Source organism: Intestinimonas sp. UBA1698, assembly GCF_002320075.1.
GTDB classification, from domain to species: Bacteria; Bacillota; Clostridia; order Oscillospirales; family Oscillospiraceae; genus Intestinimonas; species Intestinimonas massiliensis.
In genome coordinates, this window is sequence record NZ_DCJO01000004.1 from 44,020 (window position 1) to 63,133 (window position 19,114).

19 protein-coding genes and 2 pseudogenes are annotated in these 19,114 nt (G+C 57.6%); 17 read left to right on the top strand and 4 right to left on the bottom strand.

Annotated features, from left to right (window positions below; translation table 11 throughout):
- Window positions 1–106: 106 nt before the first annotated feature.
- Together B3H64_RS01010 and B3H64_RS01015 are read left to right on the top strand one after the other, a co-directional pair.
- A complete protein-coding gene (locus B3H64_RS01010) occupies window positions 107–1,990 on the top strand; it encodes a VanW family protein (protein ID WP_286732124.1) in 1,884 nt (627 codons plus the stop codon).
- Window positions 1,987–2,943: a DUF975 family protein gene (locus tag B3H64_RS01015; RefSeq protein WP_238072806.1), complete on the top strand. Its 957-nt coding sequence runs from the start codon at window positions 1,987–1,989 to the stop codon at window positions 2,941–2,943. Before B3H64_RS01010 ends, B3H64_RS01015 begins: the two co-directional genes overlap by 4 nt.
- Before the next feature lie 51 nt (window positions 2,944–2,994).
- Here the strand turns inward: B3H64_RS01015 and B3H64_RS01020 are convergent, their stop codons facing one another.
- Window positions 2,995–3,459, bottom strand: coding sequence for a hypothetical protein (locus tag B3H64_RS01020; protein ID WP_050616937.1), 465 nt, complete (start codon window positions 3,457–3,459; stop codon window positions 2,995–2,997).
- 109 nt (window positions 3,460–3,568) lie between these two features.
- On the opposite strand from B3H64_RS01020, the gene B3H64_RS01025 reads away from it, so the two are divergent.
- Window positions 3,569–4,243, top strand: coding sequence for a DUF2461 domain-containing protein (locus tag B3H64_RS01025; protein WP_286732127.1), 675 nt, complete (start codon window positions 3,569–3,571; stop codon window positions 4,241–4,243).
- Window positions 4,244–4,340: 97 nt separating this feature from the next.
- Window positions 4,341–5,135, top strand: a complete 795-nt coding sequence (locus tag B3H64_RS01030) for a polysaccharide deacetylase family protein (protein ID WP_050616939.1) — start codon at window positions 4,341–4,343, stop codon at window positions 5,133–5,135.
- Between the two features lie 33 nt (window positions 5,136–5,168).
- Here the strand turns inward: B3H64_RS01030 and B3H64_RS01035 are convergent, their stop codons facing one another.
- A complete protein-coding gene (locus B3H64_RS01035) occupies window positions 5,169–6,107 on the bottom strand; it encodes a CPBP family intramembrane glutamic endopeptidase (RefSeq protein WP_050616940.1) in 939 nt (312 codons plus the stop codon).
- A 200-nt stretch (window positions 6,108–6,307) separates the two neighbouring features.
- On the opposite strand from B3H64_RS01035, the gene B3H64_RS01040 reads away from it, so the two are divergent.
- Window positions 6,308–8,620, top strand: a complete 2,313-nt coding sequence (locus tag B3H64_RS01040; RefSeq protein WP_050616941.1) for a vitamin B12-dependent ribonucleotide reductase — start codon at window positions 6,308–6,310, stop codon at window positions 8,618–8,620.
- Window positions 8,621–8,719: 99 nt separating this feature from the next.
- Here B3H64_RS01040 and B3H64_RS01045 read toward each other — a convergent pair whose 3' ends face one another.
- Window positions 8,720–8,875: a rubredoxin gene (locus B3H64_RS01045; RefSeq protein WP_050616942.1), complete on the bottom strand. Its 156-nt coding sequence runs from the start codon at window positions 8,873–8,875 to the stop codon at window positions 8,720–8,722.
- A 21-nt stretch (window positions 8,876–8,896) separates the two neighbouring features.
- Window positions 8,897–9,070, bottom strand: a pseudogene (locus B3H64_RS01050) (NADH peroxidase); the annotation flags it as partial.
- 165 nt (window positions 9,071–9,235) lie between these two features.
- Here B3H64_RS01050 and B3H64_RS01055 point away from each other — a divergent pair.
- The 12 genes and pseudogenes from B3H64_RS01055 to B3H64_RS01110 all read left to right on the top strand — a co-directional run bounded on the left by B3H64_RS01055 (window position 9,236) and on the right by B3H64_RS01110 (window position 18,697).
- Complete coding sequence (locus tag B3H64_RS01055; protein ID WP_286732129.1) at window positions 9,236–10,282, top strand: hypothetical protein; 1,047 nt, start codon at window positions 9,236–9,238, stop codon at window positions 10,280–10,282.
- Window positions 10,283–10,479: 197 nt separating this feature from the next.
- Complete coding sequence (locus tag B3H64_RS01060; protein WP_286732130.1) at window positions 10,480–11,931, top strand: ParB/RepB/Spo0J family partition protein; 1,452 nt, start codon at window positions 10,480–10,482, stop codon at window positions 11,929–11,931.
- 285 nt (window positions 11,932–12,216) lie between these two features.
- A complete protein-coding gene (locus B3H64_RS01065) occupies window positions 12,217–12,558 on the top strand; it encodes a hypothetical protein (RefSeq protein ID WP_014080816.1) in 342 nt (113 codons plus the stop codon).
- Window positions 12,558–13,271 carry an antirestriction protein ArdA gene (locus B3H64_RS01070; RefSeq protein ID WP_217935862.1) on the top strand — a complete coding sequence of 238 codons (714 nt, stop codon included), beginning with the start codon at window positions 12,558–12,560 and terminating at the stop codon, window positions 13,269–13,271. The genes B3H64_RS01065 and B3H64_RS01070 overlap by 1 nt, the downstream gene beginning before the upstream one ends.
- A 127-nt stretch (window positions 13,272–13,398) precedes the next feature.
- On the top strand, window positions 13,399–13,794 hold the full coding sequence (locus tag B3H64_RS01075) for a PcfB family protein (protein ID WP_158365361.1): 396 nt from the start codon (window positions 13,399–13,401) through the stop codon (window positions 13,792–13,794).
- Window positions 13,781–15,634, top strand: a complete 1,854-nt coding sequence (locus tag B3H64_RS01080) for a VirD4-like conjugal transfer protein, CD1115 family (RefSeq protein WP_286732135.1) — start codon at window positions 13,781–13,783, stop codon at window positions 15,632–15,634. Before B3H64_RS01075 ends, B3H64_RS01080 begins: the two co-directional genes overlap by 14 nt.
- Window positions 15,635–15,732: 98 nt before the next feature.
- A pseudogene (locus tag B3H64_RS01085) lies at window positions 15,733–15,861 on the top strand (Maff2 family mobile element protein); the annotation flags it as partial.
- Between the two features lie 181 nt (window positions 15,862–16,042).
- The gene (locus tag B3H64_RS01090; RefSeq protein ID WP_286732138.1) at window positions 16,043–16,417 is read left to right on the top strand and encodes a GntR family transcriptional regulator; all 375 of its coding nucleotides are present in this window, start codon (window positions 16,043–16,045) and stop codon (window positions 16,415–16,417) included.
- Between the two features lie 3 nt (window positions 16,418–16,420).
- Window positions 16,421–17,278 carry an ABC transporter ATP-binding protein gene (locus B3H64_RS01095; protein WP_286732139.1) on the top strand — a complete coding sequence of 286 codons (858 nt, stop codon included), beginning with the start codon at window positions 16,421–16,423 and terminating at the stop codon, window positions 17,276–17,278.
- A gap of 1 nt (window position 17,279) precedes the next feature.
- On the top strand, window positions 17,280–17,921 hold the full coding sequence (locus B3H64_RS01100) for an ABC-2 transporter permease (RefSeq protein WP_286732141.1): 642 nt from the start codon (window positions 17,280–17,282) through the stop codon (window positions 17,919–17,921).
- Between the two features lie 163 nt (window positions 17,922–18,084).
- Window positions 18,085–18,507 (top strand): RNA polymerase subunit sigma-70, encoded by a 423-nt coding sequence (locus tag B3H64_RS01105; RefSeq protein ID WP_087235303.1) that lies wholly within the window; start codon window positions 18,085–18,087, stop codon window positions 18,505–18,507.
- Complete coding sequence (locus B3H64_RS01110; protein ID WP_087235302.1) at window positions 18,500–18,697, top strand: helix-turn-helix domain-containing protein; 198 nt, start codon at window positions 18,500–18,502, stop codon at window positions 18,695–18,697. The genes B3H64_RS01105 and B3H64_RS01110 overlap by 8 nt, the downstream gene beginning before the upstream one ends.
- The last annotated feature ends 417 nt before the right edge of the window (window positions 18,698–19,114 follow it).

Genomic DNA, 19,114 nt, shown 5'->3' on the forward strand with positions numbered 1-19,114 from the left:
CCGGGGTGTTACCGTTCTGTAATTGCTTTTTCTCCGGCTGCATCATATAATATACTCTGATTTGCTGTGGGCGGCGCCCGCAGCGACGATTTGGAGGATATATGCTATGGAAGAACATAAACCGGGCAAGCGGCTGGCTTCGGGCAGCGGCAAGGGTGCGGGCCGGACGCTGGCCCTGCTTCTGGCCGCCGCGGCGGTCGTCCTGGCGCTGGCCTATGTGGGGCTGTGCGCCTGGGTGGGAGCCAGCAGCACGATCCTGCCCCGGGTCTCCGCCGCCGGGGTGGGCCTGGGCGGCCTGACCCAGGCGCAGGCCACAGAGCGCCTGAATACCGGCGTGGCCGAACGCTATGCCGATGCGTCCGTAAACCTTACTTACAGCGGCCAGACCGCCGTCTTTACCGGCGCGCTGGTGGAGGCCGACGCCGAGGGGGCGGCCCAGTCCGCCTGGAACTACGGCCGCACCGGCGGCTTCCTCACCCGGGGCGGATACCTGCTTTCCACCCTCATCACCGGCCACGAGGTGGAGGCCCCCCTGCGCTACTCCGAGACGGGCCGCGCCCAGGTGGACCAGATGCTGGAGGACATCTCCCAAGCCGTGGGCGGTGATCTGGAGGAGACCACCTGGGAGATCCAGGGGGACCATCTGGTCTTCCATATGGGCTCTCCGGGCACCGGCGTGGACCAGGCGGCCCTGCGCCAGACCGTCCTGGTCCGCCTGGCCGCCCTGGACAGCTCGCCCTATGAGGTGGAGCCCATCACCACCGAGCCCTCCTTCCCCGACCTGGAGGCCATCCACCGGGCGCTCTACGCCGAGGTGGCCGACGCCTCCCTGGACCCCACGACCTTTGAGATCACCCCCAGCGTCACCGGCATGACCTTCGACATCGCCCAGGCCCGGCAGCTCCTGGAGGGAGCTGCCTGGGGCAGCGACTGCGCCGTGCCGCTGGAAATCACCGAGCCCAAGATCTCCACGGAAAACCTCCGGGAGCTGCTCTTCCGGGACGTTCTGGGCGAGGCCACCAGCAAGGTCGCCGGCTCGGCCAACCGGAAATCCAACGTGGCCCTGGCCGCCTCCACCTTCAACGAGCGCATCCTGCTGCCCGGCGACGTTTTCTCCTACAACGACACCACCGGCAGCCGCACTGCCGAGAAGGGCTATCTGATGGCCCCGGTCTATAAGGGCGGCAAGTCGGTGGACGAGGTGGGCGGCGGCATCTGCCAGCCCTCCTCCACCCTCTACCTGGCCGCGCTCAACTCCAACCTGAAGATCGTGGAGCGCCACCAGCACCAGTTCGCCGTGGGCTATGTCCCCGACGGCCTGGACGCCACCGTCTACTACGGCAGCCTGGACTTCCGCTTTGAAAACGACACCGACTACCCCGTCAAGCTGGTCGCCAAGAGCTACAAGAGCAGCGGCTCCACCTACCTGACCGTCACCATCTACGGCACCAAGACCGACGACCTCCATGTGAAGATGACCAACAAGGTCTACAACTGGGTGGAGTACGAGACCGTCTATCAGGTGGACGCCGCCGTCCCGGCGGGCACGGTCAAGGAGGGGCAGAACGGCTATAAGGGCCGCAATGCCGACACCTACCGCAACCTCTACGACGCCGAGGGCAATCTGGTCAGCTCCACCCTGGAGTCCACCAACAAGTACAAGGTCCGGGAGCGCATCCTGCTGGTCAACCCCGCCGACGCCGCCCAATATGGCCTGAACGCCGACGGCACGCCCCTGGCCCCCGGCGCAGCGTCCTCCACACCGGCCATCAACCCCTCCCCCACCGGCAGCCAGCCCCCCGCCAGCGAATCCCCGGCGGTGAGCGAATCCCCCGCCTTGAGTCCCGACCCGTCCGTCTCTCCGTCGCCGGAGGCGCCCTCCTCCGAGCCCTCCCAGGAGCCGGAGACGAGCCCCGCCCCAGACATCGGCATCCCCATCTATACGCCCTCCGCCTCGGAGGAGAACGCGGAAGGGGGGAGTGAGGCATGAGCGGTCCCACCCTCACCCGCCGGGAGCTCAAGGCCCAGGCCAAACAGACGCTGGCCCGCTGGGCCAGGCCCTGTATGCTGGCCTCCGCCGCCCTGCTGCTGTTCACCCTTCTCCTGGAGGTGGTGCAGGCCGTCACCCCGGGCACCAGCCTGTCCTATTTCCTCTCCGCCGCCGTGGAGGACTACCCCTTCCAGACCGGCGTATGGCGGCTGGACGCCGGGGCCGCCGCCCGTCTGATGACCACCGTGGGCCTGCCCGCCGCATTCGGCGGTGCGGGCGCCCTTCTGGGCGCTCTGCGGCTGGACGCCGCCGGGCTGGTCTACCTGCTGCTGATCCCCTTCCGGCAGATCCCCATGGCCCTGCTCATCCAGTTGGCGGTCTTGCTGCTGTCCACCCCCATCCTCTACGGGGCCCTCCAGCAGTATTGGCACATCCTCCGGGGGGAGCCTCTCCCCTTCCGCAGCCTCTTCTCCTGGTATCTCGACCTGCGCCTCACCGGCAGGGCGGTGGCGCTTCAGCTCCTGCTCAGCGTGTGGCGCACCGCCACCTCCCTTGTGTGCATGATCCCCGGCCTGGTCTGCACGATCCTGGGCAGCCAGTCCGGCGCGCCGGACTTTCTGGTGCTGCTGGCCCTGCCGCTCACCCTGCTGGGGTCCCTGGCCGGCTACTTCTGCTATGTCCGGCTGCTCCCCGCCCAGTACCTGCTCGCCCGCTCGCCGGAGCTGGGCGTGGGACAGGCCCTGCGCCAGGGCCTGCGGCTGCTGAAGGGCAGCGGCCGGGACTTCTTTCTCCTCCAGCTCTCCTTCCTGGTGTGGCACCTGGTCTCCCTGATGCTCTATCAGGTGCTGGACCTGTATGTGGTGCCCTACCAGCACATGGCCTCCATGCTGTTCCTCACTGCGCTGGACACCGCCCGGGAGGCACCCGGCGGCCCGGACCTGACTCTGCTGTAACCCACAGGCAAGAAGGGAGCTGTCGGCTGACAGCTCCCTTCCTCTCTGCCGTCAGGCGGGGGCGGCCTCGCCGGTCAGGGTCTCGCCTGCAAACAGGTACTGGTAGCGCACCCGAACGGGCTCCCGCTCCCCACCGTCCTCCACCTCCCAGGTGAGGGCGGCCGCGCAGCCCGCGCCCAGGCCGGGCAGGACCACGCCGGCGGCCGGGTCGGCCTCCGGCTCGGGCAGGCCGTTCAGCCGGACGGAGCCGGGCACGGCCCCGCCGCCGGCTACCTCTACCTCGCTCAGGGGCAGCGAGGAGCGGTTGTAGACCGTCACCACCCGGACCGTCCGTTCGGCGGCCTCCCACAGCCGCTCCCGGACAGCCACCTCCACGAAGTGGAGCCGGACCGGCTCCCGGAGGGGGAGCTCCGCCAGCAGGCGGCGATTCCCCTCCACAGCGTCCAGGCGCACTGCCCCGGTGATTCGGCCCTCCAGCGGCCGGGGCGGGTCCAGACAAATGTCGCAAAAGTCCATACTGTATCCCTCCGGCTCATTCTATGCCGCAGCCTGTCGAGCTGTGCCGCTTGCGTTTGCGCCCGGTTGTGGTATACGGTGAAAACCAAACAGAAAAGAGTGACGCGCCATGTTTCAGGGCTTTTCCAACGAGACCATCGACTTTATGTGGGGCATCCGGTTCAACAATGAAAAAAGCTGGTTTGAGCAGCACAAGGAGACGTACCGGGCCCACTTCTACGAGCCCATGAAGGCTCTGGCCGCCCAGGTGTACGAGATCTTTCAGGACCGGCACGGGGATCTGGAGCTGGCGACCCGGGTATCCCGCATCTACCGGGACGCCCGGCGGCTGCGGGGCCGCGGCCCCTATAAGGATCGGCTGTGGTTTTCCATGGAGCGCCCCTCGGAGGCGTGGACCCACGACCCGGTGTTCTGGTTTGAGCTGGCCCCCGAGGGCTACTCCTACGGCATGGGCTACTATGCCGCCAAGCCGGCCACCATGGCCCGGTTCCGCGCCCGGCTGGACCGGGACCCCAAGCCCTTTGAAAAGCTGGCCCGGACCCTGGAGCGCCAGGATGTCTTCACGCTGGAGCACGCGTGCTACAAAAAGCCAAAGGGGGACCCAGGCAAGCTCCTCTCCCCCTGGTACAACAGCAAGAACCTCTCCCTCATCTGCCAGCGGCCCCACGACGAGCGGCTCTTCTCGCCGGACCTGGTCCAAATCCTGGCGGAGGGCTACGACTTTCTGGCCCCCTATTACGCCTATTTCCTTTCGCTGGAGGGTGACCCCGACCCCAGAGCCTGATCGTTTGAATCGCTTTGATTCTAACAAATTTTACATGAGGAAAAATGCCGCCCGCCGTACATCCTATTCGGGAACGAACAGGAAAGGCGGGCGCATCATGTTCAGACGCAAATCATATCCCGACTGGGCGGCGGTCCTGGCCGCCTTCGGGCTCCTGCTGGGCGCCGCCGCCCCTTGGTTCGCCCTGGTGCTCTCCATACCGCCTCCGGCGGTCCAGGCGGACGCCCAGGTTCTCACCGACGAGGGCGGAGGGCCGCCCTCGTCCCAGGTCCGGTCCGGGGATGGGCAGCCCAAGCTCATAGCCCTTACCTTTGACGACGGGCCCCGGCGCTCCACCACCACCGCTCTGCTAGACGGCCTGGCCGAGCGGGGCGTGAAGGCCACCTTTTTCCTCATCGGGGGGCAGTTGGAGAACAACGAGGATGTGGTCCGCCGCATGGACGAGGAGGGCCACCAGGTGGGCATCCACACCTTTGACCACGTCCGGCTCACCGGTCTGAGCAAGGTCGACTTCGACGCCCAGGTGGACCGAACCCGGCAGCTTTTGAAAAACATCCTGGGGCACAATGACTTCCTGCTGCGCCCCCCTTACGGCATCATGGATGACGGCATCCGCCGCCACGCCGGCTGCCCCATCATCCTCTGGTCCATCGACCCCGAGGACTGGAAGGACCAGAACACCGCCCGCGTGGTGGAGCAGGTGGTGTCCAGCGCCAGGGACGGCGCCATCATCCTCATGCACGACATTTTCCCCGAGAGCGTGGACGCCGCCTTTCAAATCGTGGACCGACTTCACCAGCAGGGGTATCTCTTCGTCACCGTGGAACAGCTCTTCGCCGCCCGCTGTCTGCCCCTGGAGGCGGGTCAGACCTACTCCGACGCCTATCCGTAATCAAAAAGCGTTCGGGCCAAACCCGAACGCTTTTTACATACGCATGGCCAGCAGGACCGCGAAGAGGATCAAAAGGCAGAAAACCGTCATGCCCGGATTCACCAGGAACAGCCCCCACTTCTCCCCGGCCTCCATGCCGGCGGAGCCCGGGGCCAGCCCTTCGTCCCGGTCCCGGTCCCGATAGCGGGCGGACAGGAGATACCAGCCGAACACCAGTGAAAAGAGGATAAAATAGGACAGGGCGCTCTCGCCCCGGTCTCCGAAGTGCTCCAGCAGGGGCGACAGGCCCGCCGAGACGAAGTTCACCCCCGCATGAAGGGGGATCGTCCAGCGCACCCCCCCGGTCCGCAGGGCCACATAGCCGAAAAATCCGCCCACCGCAAAGGCGTAGAGCATCTGGAAGAGGTTTCCGTGGACCAGGGCGAACAGCAGTGCCGAGGCCAGAATGGCAAACCCCTCGCCATAGGGCTTGAGCCGGTCCAGCAGGGCCTTTCGGAACAGCAGCTCCTCCGCCAGCGGCGCCAAAACGCAGCCCAGCAGCAGATTGAACCAGACCGGCTGGTCCAGCATGGTCTCCACCGGGTTTGCCATGGGGGTGTCCCGCAGGCCGTCGATGAGCCGGACCAGCCCCATCGTGGCCAGATTGGCCGAATAGATCAGCGCCAGGGCCATGAACCAGCCCTGCAAAAGGCCGCCGGGCGTCCAGGGAGTCTCCTTCTCGGCCCGGACGGCGGGCAGAGCCCGCAGGGTCAGGTAGGCCGCCGGAAAGGCCACCAGATAGCTGCCGGCCGCCGACAGCACCCAGTCGAACCAGGCGGCCTCCAGAAGGCCGGGGGCCAGAGCCGCCGCCAGGCGCAGACCTAACACCTGCACCGCCAGTTGGAGCACCACCAGCAGCGTCATGGCCCAGCCCACCCGGGAAAACACCTGGCGGTCCTCCCAGCGCAGCGTCTGACTCAGGCCTTGAAACATGTCCCCTCTCCTCCCATCCGTTCAGCGGGCTCTATTGTATCATAAAATTTCCGTTCTGTCTCCCCAGCATCTGCGCGAACCGGCCTTTTTATTTTTTACGCCCTCTTTTTCTTTCTATATATTGACACGTTCAAATTCTGTGCTACAATATCTGGTGTTCAGCAGAGAATTGATTCATAGTTACAGAGGAGACGAGATAGATGCCCATTTCTGAAAATGCCCGCGCGGTGCTGGAGCGCCGCTACCTGATCCGGGACGAGCACGGTGAGGCCGTGGAGACGGTGGACGAGCTGTTCCACCGGGTGGCCGACGCCGTCGCCGCCGCCGACGTCCGTTTCGATCCCCAGGCCGACGTGGCCGACACCGCCCGGAGCTTTTACCGCATGATGACCGAGCTGGACTTCCTGCCCAATTCCCCCACGCTGATGAACGCCGGCCGGCCTCTGGGGCAGCTCTCCGCCTGCTTTGTGCTGCCGGTGGCCGACTCCATGGAGGACATCTTCGACGCCATCAAGAACGCCGCCCTCATCCACAAGTCCGGCGGCGGCACCGGCTTTTCCTTTTCCCGTCTGCGGGCCAAGGGCTCCACGGTGAACTCCACCGGCGGCGTGGCCAGCGGACCCATCTCCTTCATGAAGGTCTTCAACGCCGCCACCGAGGCAGTGAAGCAGGGCGGCACCCGCCGGGGGGCCAATATGGGCATCCTGCGGGTGGACCACCCGGACATTCTGGAGTTCATCACCTGCAAGAACGACACGAAGGAGATCACCAACTTCAACATCTCCGTGGGCCTTACCGAGTCTTTTATGGAGGCGGTGGAGTCGGACAGCTCATACGAGCTGGTGGACCCCGCCTCCCGCCGGGTCACCGGCAGGCTCAACGCCCGGGAGGTTTTTGAGGCCATCGTCCGCTCCGCCTGGCAGACCGGCGAGCCGGGCATCCTCTTCCTGGACCGGCTGAACAAGGACAACCCCTGCCCCGGGCAGGGCGAGATCGAGTCCACCAACCCCTGCGGCGAGCAGCCCCTACTGCCCTATGAGGCGTGCAACCTGGGCTCCATCAACCTGGTCCGCCACCTGCGCAGGACCGGGACGGGCTACGCCCTGGACCGGGCCAAGCTGGAGCAGACCATTCGCACCGCCGTCCATTTCCTGGACAACGTCATCGAGGTCAACCAGTATCCCCTGCCCGAGATTGACGCCATGACCAAAAAGACCCGGAAGATCGGCCTGGGCGTCATGGGCTTTGCGGACATGCTGCTCTATCTGGGCATCCCCTACGACTCTGACGAGGGCGTGGCCATGGCCTCTCAGGTCATGGAGCTGGTGCAGACCATCGGCCACCAGGAGAGCCAGCGGCTGGCCCAGGTCCGCGGCCCCTTCCCCCTGTTTGCCGAGAGCGTCTACCGGGACGGCGCGCCTCTCCGCAACGCCACCGTCACCACCATCGCCCCCACCGGCACCCTGTCCATCATCGCCGGGGTATCCAGCGGCGTGGAGCCGGTCTTTGCCTATGCCTATTACCGCAACGTGATGGACAACACCCACCTCATCGAGACCAACCAGATCCTGAGGGACAAGCTTACTGAGCTGGGCCTCTACTCCGATGAGCTCATGCGCCAGATCATCGAGCACGGCAGCCTGGCCCACGTGGAGGGCATCCCCGAGGCGGTCAAGCGGGTCTTTGTCTGTGCCCACGATGTCTCGCCCATCTGGCATGTAAAGATGCAGGCCGCCTTCCAGCAGTTCACCGACAACGCTGTGAGCAAGACGGTGAACTTCCCCAACTCCGCCACCCAGGAGGAGGTGGCTGAGGTCTACCGTCTGGCCTACGAGCTGGGCTGCAAGGGCACCACCATCTACCGGGACGGCTCCCGGGACGAGCAGGTGCTCAACATCGGGGTGGTCAAGGCCAAGCAGGAGACCGCCCTCCCCGACCACGTGGAAAAGCTGCTGGAGTCGGGCTGCGACTCCACCGCCTGCCTGCTGCGCAGCGGCAGCATCAAGCCCCGCCCCCGGCCCGACGTGACCATGGGCTACACCGAGAAGGTGAAGATCGGCTGCGGCAACCTGTATATCACCGTCAATTACGACGAGCAGGGGGTCTGCGAGGTGTTCACCAACACCGGGCGGGCCGGCGGCTGCCCCTCCCAGTCGGAGGCCACCGCCCGGCTCATGTCGGTGGCCCTCCGGGCCGGCGTGGATTCCGACGAGCTCATCCGGCAGCTCAAGGGCATCCGCTGTCCCTCCACCATCCGGCAGCAGGGCATGGCCGTCACCTCCTGCCCTGACGCCATCGCCAAGGCCATCGAAAAGGTGATGCAGGCCAGCAAAACAAACCAGATTCCCCCCTGTCCTCCCCCCATGGGGTCCGGCCGGAAGGGCCGGCCCGCCCCCGACATGACGCCCGCGGAGTCCAAGCTGGCGAAGTACTGCCCGGAGTGCGGCGCGCAGTTGGAGCACGAGGGCGGCTGTGTCACCTGCCGGAACTGCGGCTACTCCAAGTGCGGCTGACCCCGTGGTCAAAGGCTCCTGGCGTTGCCGGGGGCCTCTGCGCTAAACGAAGAGGGCGGAGCTTTCGCTCCGCCCTCTTATTGCTGTATCCGCCGGGGATCATTCCGCTTCGAACGCGTCCTTGCCCAGACCGCAGACCGGGCACTCCCAATCCTCAGGGACCTCTTCCCAAGGGGTGCCGGGGGCGATGCCGTTGTCCGGATCTCCAACCTCGGGGTCATAGACATAGCCGCAGGGGCAGACATATTTACTCATGGTTTCGCCGTTTCCTTTCTCTTAGCCGAAGTAACGCTTCAGCAGGCCCTCGAACGCCTTGCCGTGGCGGGCCTCGTCGCGGGCCATCTCGTGCACGGTGTCGTGGATGGCGTCCAGGTTGTGCTGCTTGGCCAGCTTAGCCAGGTCAGTCTTGCCCTGGGTAGCGCCGTTCTCGGCGTCCACACGCATCTCCAGGTAGCCAAACGGCTGCGCCGTTCGGCGCCGGACAGCGTGCAACAGCACGAATTGGGCTTCCTTCGGTGTTTTTGGTCATTTCCCCTCTTGCCACAATTGGATATTTTTCATTTGTGACGATTCCGTTTATTGCCACAAAAAATCCACAACACAGGAGGATTTGACATGGCAAAGCAGAATGACGCAGGGGTCTACAAATTGAAAAATGGGAATTGGGGCTATCGCTATGTTGTGATGGTCAATGGCGTCCGCAAGGAGGCCAGGAAAACCAAAGATGAATTTGGTACGCCCTTCAAAACAAAACGGGAAGCAATGAAGGCGCGGCAAGCTGCCATTGACCGGGAACAGAACTCCCGCAAGCCCAAACCCACGGTACGGAAAACCATTCAGGAGGTCTATCAAGAATACTGTGCCACGGGCCGTAGTGATCGGGCCTACAATACCATCCGCAAGCAGGACAGCTTGTGGAAAAACCACCTTTCCGCTCGGTTCGGCAGCCGCTTTGTGGATGAAGTCAGCGCAGCGGAAGTGGTTGACTATCTGACGGAACTTTATTGCGGGCGTGGCCTCTCCTATCGCTATGTGGAGAGCTTCCTAAAGCAGTTCTATTTGCTCTTTGGTCAGGCGTATTCCCGGAACTACCTGGATGTAGATTCCTACAACAAGCTCTGTATCAACAAGGATACCAAAATCCACATGCCCAAACTGAAAACGGACGATGATCTGGATATTGTGGCGTTCAGCAAGGAAGAGCTTGCCGTGTTGGATGATTACTTCCACGGAACCAATGCGGAAACGGCGTACTTGCTGGGGCGGTATTGCGGGCTGCGTATCAACGAGTGCTACGGCCTAAAATGGTCAAATGTCGATGTAGTCAACGGAACGATCTTGATTGATCGGCAAATGCAATACCAGAACAGTCTTATCAAGTTGGTGCCGTTGAAAACCCGCAACGCCAAGCGCACCATCTACATGTGCAATAAATTGAAAGTGTATTTTCAAGAGCTGGCCGAGCGGCGGAAACAGGATATGCTCCAATACGCCGCCCTGAGAGAACAGAACCAGCGTATCATAGAGGACTTGGGCGGCAAGAAGATCTCTTCCACGGAGCTTGTGAACTGTCTGCCCGACGGAAAAATCCAGACGGTAAACTCCATGAAATACCCTTCACGGGAACTCAAAAGCAAGTATCATATGATTGTTTCCTATTAGGAACGCTGTAAATACAAGGCTTTTCGGAGCCTACGAACCACAAAAAATAATATTTGATCTATCACATTACACAAAAAGCCGTCCGGCATTAAAATCGGGCGGCTTTTTTGCGTGGATAGACCGGAAGGAGGCGGAAAAATAATTACAGAAATTTAGCTATCAAAATTGTGCAACTTTCACGAAAAGGAGGTTAGTGAATGGCAGATGAAAAATTGAACACAGGCCCCGGTGAGGAGAAGCTCCCGGAGGCTCCCGCTCCTGTTACGGCTGACGAGTCCCAGGATCCGGCTCCCGAACAGGCCGCCGCTCCCACACCCCAGCAGGAGGGGCCTGCCCAGCCCGAGCCCGGTGATGTGGTGGTGTCCTTTGACAAAATCAATGAGCTGATGAATGAAAAGCGGCAGACAGCCCGGGCCGAGGTAGAAAAAGAGGAGGCGGCAAAAGAGCCGGAGGAGAAAACGCAGGAGGAACCTCCCGCCGCTGGGGATGACGAACCGAAAAAGGCCCGCCGGGGCCGTCCTCCAAAAGAGGAAAAAGCGGAGCCTGCTGGCAAGGAGGCGGCGAAGCCCCGCAAGGGCCGCCCACCCAAGGCGGATAAGGCGGCCCCCGGCGAGGCCACGCCGACTAAGCGAGACAAATTGTCCCGAAGTGGGAAAAAGGCTGCGGAGGTTAAAGCTGCCCCGGAACCCGAAAAGGCCCCACCCGAAAATGCGGCTCCGGCCCCGGAACAGGCTCCGCCTGAGCCAGCCGCTCCGCCCCGTCCTGTGGAGGAAGGAAAGCTGGTCTATCTGAAACTTTCCGAAATGCATCCGTTCCACACATTCCGCCCCCACCCGTTTAAGGTGCGGGACGATGCCAAAATGCAGGAAACGGTAGCGTCCATCAAGGCAAACGGCGTAATGGTTCCCGGTCTTGCCCGCCCGGAAAAGGATGGCAACGGTTATGAAATTGTGGCGGGCCATCGCCGCCATCATGGTTGTGAGCTGGCCGGGCTGGAGGAAATGCCCTTTATCGTCCGGGAAATGACTGACCACGAGGCGGTACAGGCCATGAAGGACAGCAACAAGCAGAGGGATCAGACGCTCCCCAGCGAACTGGCCGCCCTGTTGGAGCTGGAAGTGGAGGACATCAAGCACCAGGGCGGGCGGCTGAAAAATGTGGCCGAGGGCGATATTGGAAAACGCTCCGTTGAGATCGTGGGCGAGGCGCACGACATGAACTATAAAAAGGTCATGCGTTATCTGCGGCTGAACTCTCTTGTGCCGGAACTGCTGGACAAGGTGGACGATAAAAAAATGGGCTTTATGCCCGCTGTGGAGATTTCCTATATCCGCCCCAAAAACCAGCGGCTGATCGCTGTTTCCATTGACGGAGAACAGGCGTCCCCCTCTCTGGCCCAGGCGAAAAAGCTCCGGGAGCTGGACAAGGACGGGAAACTCAATGGTGATGTCATTGATGGCATCTTATCAGAAAAGAAAAAGGAGGATCGAGGCGTGATTATTTCTACCGCTGAACTGGAAAAGTATTTTGGCAAGGAGGCCACTCCCGCCAAAATGAAGGAGCAGATCATGACTTTGCTGGACGAGTGGAAAGAGAAACAGCCGCCCGAACTGGCGAAGGCTCCGAAAAAGATGGAGCAGGACAAGTAACCACTTCGAGACATTTTGTCCCGAGGGCCCTGCCCTCCGCATCATGGCTCTGGTGGTATATATCCCCCGTCGCCGCCTGTTTTTTCGTACAGCCGGGAGCGGGCTGTCAAGGGTGCATCGCACCGCCGTTTTACGGCGGCCTGCCCTTGACGGTCTGCCCCGGCTGTGCTATTTCCCCGGCAAGCGGCGGGGGTATATCCTCCAGAGCCGCCCCCTTTCCCATGATTGGGAAAGGGCGGGGGGATTGGGTTGAACTTCCTTATTAAAATATCGGAGGTATTGACTATGAAGCGTCCCCTTGCATACATTACCGCCGCATGGTTGAGCGGCGACAGTGAAAACGCAGAACAGGCCGCCCGCTACTGCCGGGCGGTTTATGAGGCAGGCTTTTCCCCGATCTGTCCGCCCCTTTATCTGCCTCTGTTTCTCAATGACGCAGTACCCGAGGAGCATAAAAGCGGCATCGACATGGGCCGTGACCTGCTCCGCCGCTCCCATGTGCTGGTGGTCTGCGGCCACACCATGACCGAGGCCATGAAAAATGATATTGCCGTGGCCCAGCGGCTGGGAATTACCGCCACCACCCTTGAGGGCATCCTGACTGTCAAGGGACAGGGCAAACGCTGATGGAGTCTGTTTTTGAGGCTTTCATTTCAAATCCTGCCCTTTACAGTGCGGGGCATCTGGTGGGGGAAACGCTGCATTTCCCCACCAACACGGAGGAGGTGCAGTCCCTCTTAAAGCGGATCGGCGTGGACGGGGTGCGCTGCCAGGAATACTTTATTATCTCCTTTGACAGCGACATTCTCGGCCTTTATGACTATCTGGGCGAGTATGAAAACATTGACGAGCTCAACCACCTGGCCCATCTGCTGAAGGAGCTCTCCCCATCAGAACGGGAAACGCTGGAGGCGGTTATGGACAGCGGCCAGCATTGTGGCTCGGTGCAGGACTTGATCAACCTTACGCAAAATCTGGACTGCTACGACTTTCATCCCGGCGTGGACAATGAGGAAATGCTGGGCCGCCTTTATGTGGAGGATATGGAAAGTCTCGAAGTGCCGGACAATATAAAACCCTACTTTGACTTTGAAGCATACGGGCGGGACATTTCCATTAACGAAAACGGACACTTTGCACCGGGCGGCTATGTGACGAAGGTGAGTGACGATTTCCGGGAGGTCTACCACGGCCCCCAGGACATCCCCGCTGAACACAGGGTTTTTGCTTACCCCCAGCTTTCGATCCGGGAGCAGATGGCCGCTTATCAAGAAATTATTGACGGTTCCTCAAAGGAGGGGTTCCGGCGGCTGGCTGAAAAACACCATGAGGAACGGTAACGGGACTTCGAGACAATTTGTCCCAAGGCGAAAGGAGGCGGTGTAACTGATTGATGAAGAAATTTCCCGGAGCTCCATAGCGATTTCTGTCCGGGCCAGCAAGCTGACAGCCCGGGGGCTGGCCTATGTGCTCCGGGCGGCGGGCCGCCAGATCGCCAAACGGCATAAGAAAGCCCAAAGGCCCCACGGCAGGCAGAGCGTGAAAAAGCTCATGGCCCACGGCGAAAATGTGAACAGCATCGAGGTGGAGGCCCCGAAGCTCTTTGACCGTATGGCCCGCCGTTTTCATGTGGACTATGCCTTTTACAAAACCGGGCCGGACAAATACCTGCTGTTTTTCAAGGCAGGACAGGCGGATGCAATTACCGCCTGTTTTGAGCGGTACTCCCGCAGGCTGCTGGAACAGTCAAAATCCAGCCGCATCCCCATCCGGGAACAGCTCAAAAAAGCGGCGGAACAGCTTGTAAAGGAACCGCCCAAAACACAGGAACGGACAAAGGAGGTGGTTCGTGAAGAACGATAGCATCAAAAAATACCTTATTCCCAACATCCCGTATCTGTTTGTCCTGTGGGCCTTTCTCAAGCTGGGGACGGCCTACCGTCTGGCGGCGGGTGCGGATTTTGCGCATAAGCTCATGGGGCTGGGCCAGACCATTGGCCCGGCCTTTGCTGACTTTGCCCCGGGGCTTGCTCCCTTTGACTGGCTCGTTGGCATTGTGGGGGCTGTGGCGTTCCGGGTGATGGTCTATGTGAAAAGCAAAAACGCCAAAAAATTTCGGCGGGATGAGGAGTATGGATCAGCCCGTTGGGGCTGTCCGAAAGATATAGCCCCTTTCGTAGATCCAAAGTTTGAAAACAACATCATTCTGACCGGGACGGAGTTCCTTACCATGAATACCCGTCCGAAAAATCCCGCCAACGCCCGCAACCTCAATGCCTGTGTGATCGGTTCGTCCGGCTCCGGCAAAACCCGGTTCTGGCTTACCCCGCAGATTTTACAGGCCAGCGCAGACAAAAACGGCGGATGCAGCTATGTGTGTGTTGATCCCAAAGGAGGCGTTCTTGGGCAGGTGGGCCACTTCCTGCAAAAGCGTGGGTATCGGATCAAGGTGTTCAATTCCATTGATTTCACAAAATCCATGCACTATAACCCGCTGGCGTACATCCGCAACGAGGCCGACATCCTTAAATTTGTGGACGCTCTCATTTCCAACACCAAAGGCGAAGGCAAGGAAGGCGATCCGTTCTGGACAAAATCGGAAACCCTGCTTTACTGCGCCCTCATCGCCTATATCATTTTTGAGGGCCCCGCCGAGGATCGAAACATGAACACATTGGTTGACATGATTTCCGGGATAGAGGTCAAGGAGGATGACGAGGACTTTATGAACGCCGTGGACTATATGTTTGCGGGCTTGGAAAAACGAAAGCCGGATTGCTTTGCGGTCAAGCAGTATAAAAAGTACAAATTAGCCAGCGGCAAAACAGCGAAGTCGATCCTTATTTCCTGCGGCGCAAGGCTGGCTCCCTTTGACATCCCCCAGCTTCGGGAGGTCATGGCCTATGACGAGCTGGAGCTTGACCGCATCGGGGATCGAAAAACGGCGGTGTTCTTTATCATCTCGGACACTACGCAAACCTATAATTTCCTTGTGGCTCTGGCCTTTTCGCAGATGTTCAATCTGCTGTGCGAGAGGGCCGACAATGTTCACGGAGGCCGTCTGCCCCATCATGTACGGGTGCTGTGGGACGAGGCCGCCAACACAGGACAGGTTCCCCAGCTTGAAAAAATCGTGGCTGTCATCCGTTCCCGTGAGATCAGCTTGACGCTGTTCTATCAGCAGTTGGCCCAGTGTAAGGCGATTTACGATAAACACGCCGAAACCATTTTGGGAAATATGGACAGCGTGATATTCCTCGGAGGCCGGGAGGCCAGCACCATCAAGGAAATATCCGAGAACTGGCTGGGTAAGGCTACAATCTCCATGCAGACGGACAGCCGCTCCCGTGGCCAGTCGGAAAGCTACAGTCAAAATAACCAGCGGCTGGGCCGGGAGCTGATGACACCCAGCGAACTGGCGACCATGCCCGGGGATAAGTGCATTTTACAGCTTCGGGGCCTGCCCCCGTTCTATTCCCCGAAATACGATTTGAAAAAGCACCCGAACTACCGATATACGGCTGAAGCCGACAAAAAGAAAAACGCCTTTGACCTTGACCGGCTCATTAACCGCCGCAGGCGGCCCGGGCCGGACGAGCTGTGTGAGGTGTATGCCGTGGCTGTGCCGGATGATGGGCTCACAAGCGAGGACGAGGACATCCTCAATTATGATGACATCGACGATCCGGACGCCTTTGCATAAATAGGGCTTTGGGACAAAGTGTCCCGAAGTATGTAACCTGCCGCCAGAAATGGCGGCTTTTTTCATGGCCGGGAATACCCCGGAGAAAAGGAGGCTCTATGCAGTTTTTCACTTCCGCTATTGATACTTTACAGACTCTTGTTGTGGCTCTCGGCGCTGGACTTGGCGTGTGGGGCGTTGTCAATCTGCTGGAGGGCTACGGATCGGACAACCCAGGTTCCAATGCTCATGTGCGATAAAGTAGCACACAAGAATTTGATAGACGACAGCCCACTATTCCGTAAAACGCAGGACATCATAACTTGTCCTGCGCTTTGTTTTTGCTTTCAAATTGATTGACAAATAAGTGTATTTAGTGTATAGTGTGTATGTAGAAACATCACACTCAAACAAGGAGGAAACAGGTTTTTGAAAATAATTATTTCAAACACTTCTGACATCCCTTTGTATCAACAAATCAAAGACCAGATAAAGGACGCTATTTTGAAAAATGAATTAGTTGAGGGTGACCCGTTACCGTCAATTCGTTCTTTTGCAAATGATTTGCACGTTAGTGTGCTTACGATACGACGAGTGTATGAAGAATTAGAACAAGAGGGATTTGTCGTAAGTCAAGTTGGTATTGGAACGTTTGTATCTGCAAGTAATGCTGAATTACTAAGAGATACTAAACGTAGGCTTGTAGAACAGAAAATGCAGGATATGATACAGACTGCAAAATCATTAAATATTAGCAAAGATGAACTCAATGCTATGATGGATATTCTTTACGAGGAGGTATAAGATATGGCTGCGATTTTAGAAGTATCCGGATTGAAAAAAACATATAAAAATTTTGAGCTGAAAAATGTCAGTTTTTCAATCCATGAGGATTGTATAACCGGATTTATCGGTGTGAATGGTGCAGGTAAAACAACTACTATCAATGCACTTTTGAATTTAGTCCATAGAGATGGCGGGATAATCAAGTTTCGTGGCAAAGACATTTCAACAGATGAAAAGACATTCAAAGATAAAATAGGTGTTGTGTTTGACAGTGGTTGTTTTTATGACGAATTGACAATCAAGGACATGACAGCTTTACTTGCTCCTGCCTATTCAGAATGGGACAATCACACCTACACACAATATTTGGAAAGATTTTCTTTGCAACAGGAGCAGACAATCGGAACATTGTCTAAGGGAATGAAGATGAAGTACGCTTTGGCGTTAGCGTTATCACATAATGCGGAATTACTCATTATGGACGAGCCGACCAGTGGACTTGATCCGTTAATGAGAGAACAGTTTATTAACATATTGAAATCCTATATAGAGCCAGGCGGTAGAGCTGTTTTTTATTCTACTCATAATACAACCGATTTGGATAAATCAGCAGATATGTTGATAATGATAAATGCAGGAAAAATTCTTTTTGAAGAAGAAAAGGATTTCTTGCTTGATAAATTTAGAGTTGTTAAAGGTGATGTCAAGTATCTTTCCCCGGATATAAAATCGCTTATGCTTCACTTTGAAAAAAGCAAATATGGATTTACAGGAATTTCAGATAATGCGTCGAAAATCAAATCTCTTTATCCCGACGTACTTCTTGAAAGGGCTTCGATAGAGGATATAATGCTGGCGTATGTAAAGGAAGGTGAATAAGATGTTGATACCCCTGATAAAGAAAGATTTAATGATAGTCAAAGGCTACTCTTTGGGAGTAGTTGCAATAGCAATCGGTTTGCCATTATTACTTGCATGGCGGCAGCCTCAAATGGGCGGTATGATTAGTCTGCTAATGGCGGTTTTGATTTCTTCAGTCGCATTTAATTTAGCTATATCAGAAAAAGAAAATCAATATCCGAGAGCAACTGCTCTACTTTCTTCAACTCCCTATACAAAAGGGAAAGTGGTTATTTCAAAATATACACTGTACTTTATTATTTATACGGTCTGCTGTATCGCGTATTTGGTTGAAATGCAATTTATTCCAGAACTTAAACTCGATAACTTTGCTCAAGCTGCTGCGTTGGTCTTTCTAATTCAAGCGTTTGGAATGGGAATTTTTCTTCCGATACAATATAAGTTTGGGTATGAAAAGACAAAGTTTGTGTGTTTTTTGCTATTTCTTTCCCCTGTTATTATAGACATAACAAAACGAATTAGCTTTCCCTCAAAATTAGCTTCACTTATGCAATCAAATTCAGCAATAGCAGCAGCTATTTTGTGTGGTTGTGGGATTTTTATATGGCTTGTATCGTTTGTGATTTCAAAAAAGATTTTTGTGAAGAAAGATTTGATTTAGAAAAAGTTTGATTAGCAAAGCCCGCCGAGCCAGTCAACGGTCAAGATGAACGGCGCATACGCGCCGCCGTTGACAGCCCCGCCCGCCTTTGCTGGTAGGCAGACAAGGGGCGACAGCAAGGGGTGCTGCCGCCCCGCACTATTATCAGAGAGGGGGAATTTCCATGACCGAAGATGAAGCCTACAAAGTCCATATCCAGTACACCTTTAACGCCTTTTGCAAGATTGTCATTCGTCACGCAGCCATAGATAAAATTTTGAAGCTGCGCCGGAGGTGGGAACGGGAAGTTTCCCTTGACTATCTGATGAATGAGAAGTTTGTCCAGCTTGCCGAGCCGGAGCAGCTTGAAGAATATCTTTTTACCGCCTGCGGCCAGACCGCCGTTCTGTACCATGCGGAACTTGCCGCCGCCCTTGCCCGTTTGCCGGAGCAGGCACAGGAAGAAATTTTCCGTTACTATTTCCTGCGCCAGCCGCAGCGAGTGATCGGCGTACATATCGGCCGGACACGCAGCACAGCGGGGCGGCATATCCAGCTTACCTTGCAGCGGTTACGGCGGCTCATGGAGGGAAACCGCTATGAGTAAACTTCTCCCCTATGAAGCAATCGTCAAGGCGCATGAGGGCGACCCGGACGCAATAAACACCGTCCGTTCCCATTACGCCGGATATATCCGGTATTTTTCTAAAATGAACGGTCAAGTAAATGCCGAGGTTGAGGAATATGTGAAGCAGCAGCTAATTGCCGCACTATTCAAGTTTCGCTTTGACCGATAAGCTGAAAAACTGAATACCAGCCGCCCACCGGCGGCCAGCGAAAGCAGTAAGTCTGAAAAAGATTTGCTGCTTTTTTTGTTGTCCGTTTGGCATTTTTGAAATTTGTCCGTATTAAGAAGCAAAGAGAAAATTTCCAGTATTTCCGTCATTTTTGCCTTTGCTGGTGTTGTAGGGAGTGAAAGGAAAAATTTTCTGCTCCGCCGGTTGCCAAAATCCTGTTTCCCGGATTACTAAGGCAAAAGAAAATTTGAAAAAATCCCCGGACAGCGGGTAGCTGGCGGCCTTTCAAATGTATCTTTGACGAAAGAAAAAAGGCCGCGCACAGCGGGCTGAAAGCCCCGCCCCGTTCGCTCTATGTACGGAAAAACCCAAACAGGGGCAGTCTGCGGCAGTCTTAGAGCAAGTTTCTACCACGGT

Excerpts from the sequence above, each read along its gene's own strand:
- B3H64_RS01010 (WP_286732124.1), top strand. The coding sequence starts at position 107 with ATGGAAGAACATAAACCGGGCAAGCGGCTGGCTTCGGGCAGCGGCAAG.
- B3H64_RS01015 (WP_238072806.1), top strand. The coding sequence starts at position 1,987 with ATGAGCGGTCCCACCCTCACCCGCCGGGAGCTCAAGGCCCAGGCCAAA.
- B3H64_RS01020 (WP_050616937.1), bottom strand. The coding sequence starts at position 3,459 with ATGGACTTTTGCGACATTTGTCTGGACCCGCCCCGGCCGCTGGAGGGC.
- B3H64_RS01025 (WP_286732127.1), top strand. The coding sequence starts at position 3,569 with ATGTTTCAGGGCTTTTCCAACGAGACCATCGACTTTATGTGGGGCATC.
- B3H64_RS01030 (WP_050616939.1), top strand. The coding sequence starts at position 4,341 with ATGTTCAGACGCAAATCATATCCCGACTGGGCGGCGGTCCTGGCCGCC.
- B3H64_RS01035 (WP_050616940.1), bottom strand. The coding sequence starts at position 6,107 with ATGTTTCAAGGCCTGAGTCAGACGCTGCGCTGGGAGGACCGCCAGGTG.
- B3H64_RS01040 (WP_050616941.1), top strand. The coding sequence starts at position 6,308 with ATGCCCATTTCTGAAAATGCCCGCGCGGTGCTGGAGCGCCGCTACCTG.
- B3H64_RS01045 (WP_050616942.1), bottom strand. The coding sequence starts at position 8,875 with ATGAGTAAATATGTCTGCCCCTGCGGCTATGTCTATGACCCCGAGGTT.
- B3H64_RS01055 (WP_286732129.1), top strand. The coding sequence starts at position 9,236 with ATGGCAAAGCAGAATGACGCAGGGGTCTACAAATTGAAAAATGGGAAT.
- B3H64_RS01060 (WP_286732130.1), top strand. The coding sequence starts at position 10,480 with ATGGCAGATGAAAAATTGAACACAGGCCCCGGTGAGGAGAAGCTCCCG.
- B3H64_RS01065 (WP_014080816.1), top strand. The coding sequence starts at position 12,217 with ATGAAGCGTCCCCTTGCATACATTACCGCCGCATGGTTGAGCGGCGAC.
- B3H64_RS01070 (WP_217935862.1), top strand. The coding sequence starts at position 12,558 with ATGGAGTCTGTTTTTGAGGCTTTCATTTCAAATCCTGCCCTTTACAGT.
- B3H64_RS01095 (WP_286732139.1), top strand. The coding sequence starts at position 16,421 with ATGGCTGCGATTTTAGAAGTATCCGGATTGAAAAAAACATATAAAAAT.
- B3H64_RS01100 (WP_286732141.1), top strand. The coding sequence starts at position 17,280 with ATGTTGATACCCCTGATAAAGAAAGATTTAATGATAGTCAAAGGCTAC.
- B3H64_RS01105 (WP_087235303.1), top strand. The coding sequence starts at position 18,085 with ATGACCGAAGATGAAGCCTACAAAGTCCATATCCAGTACACCTTTAAC.
- B3H64_RS01110 (WP_087235302.1), top strand. The coding sequence starts at position 18,500 with ATGAGTAAACTTCTCCCCTATGAAGCAATCGTCAAGGCGCATGAGGGC.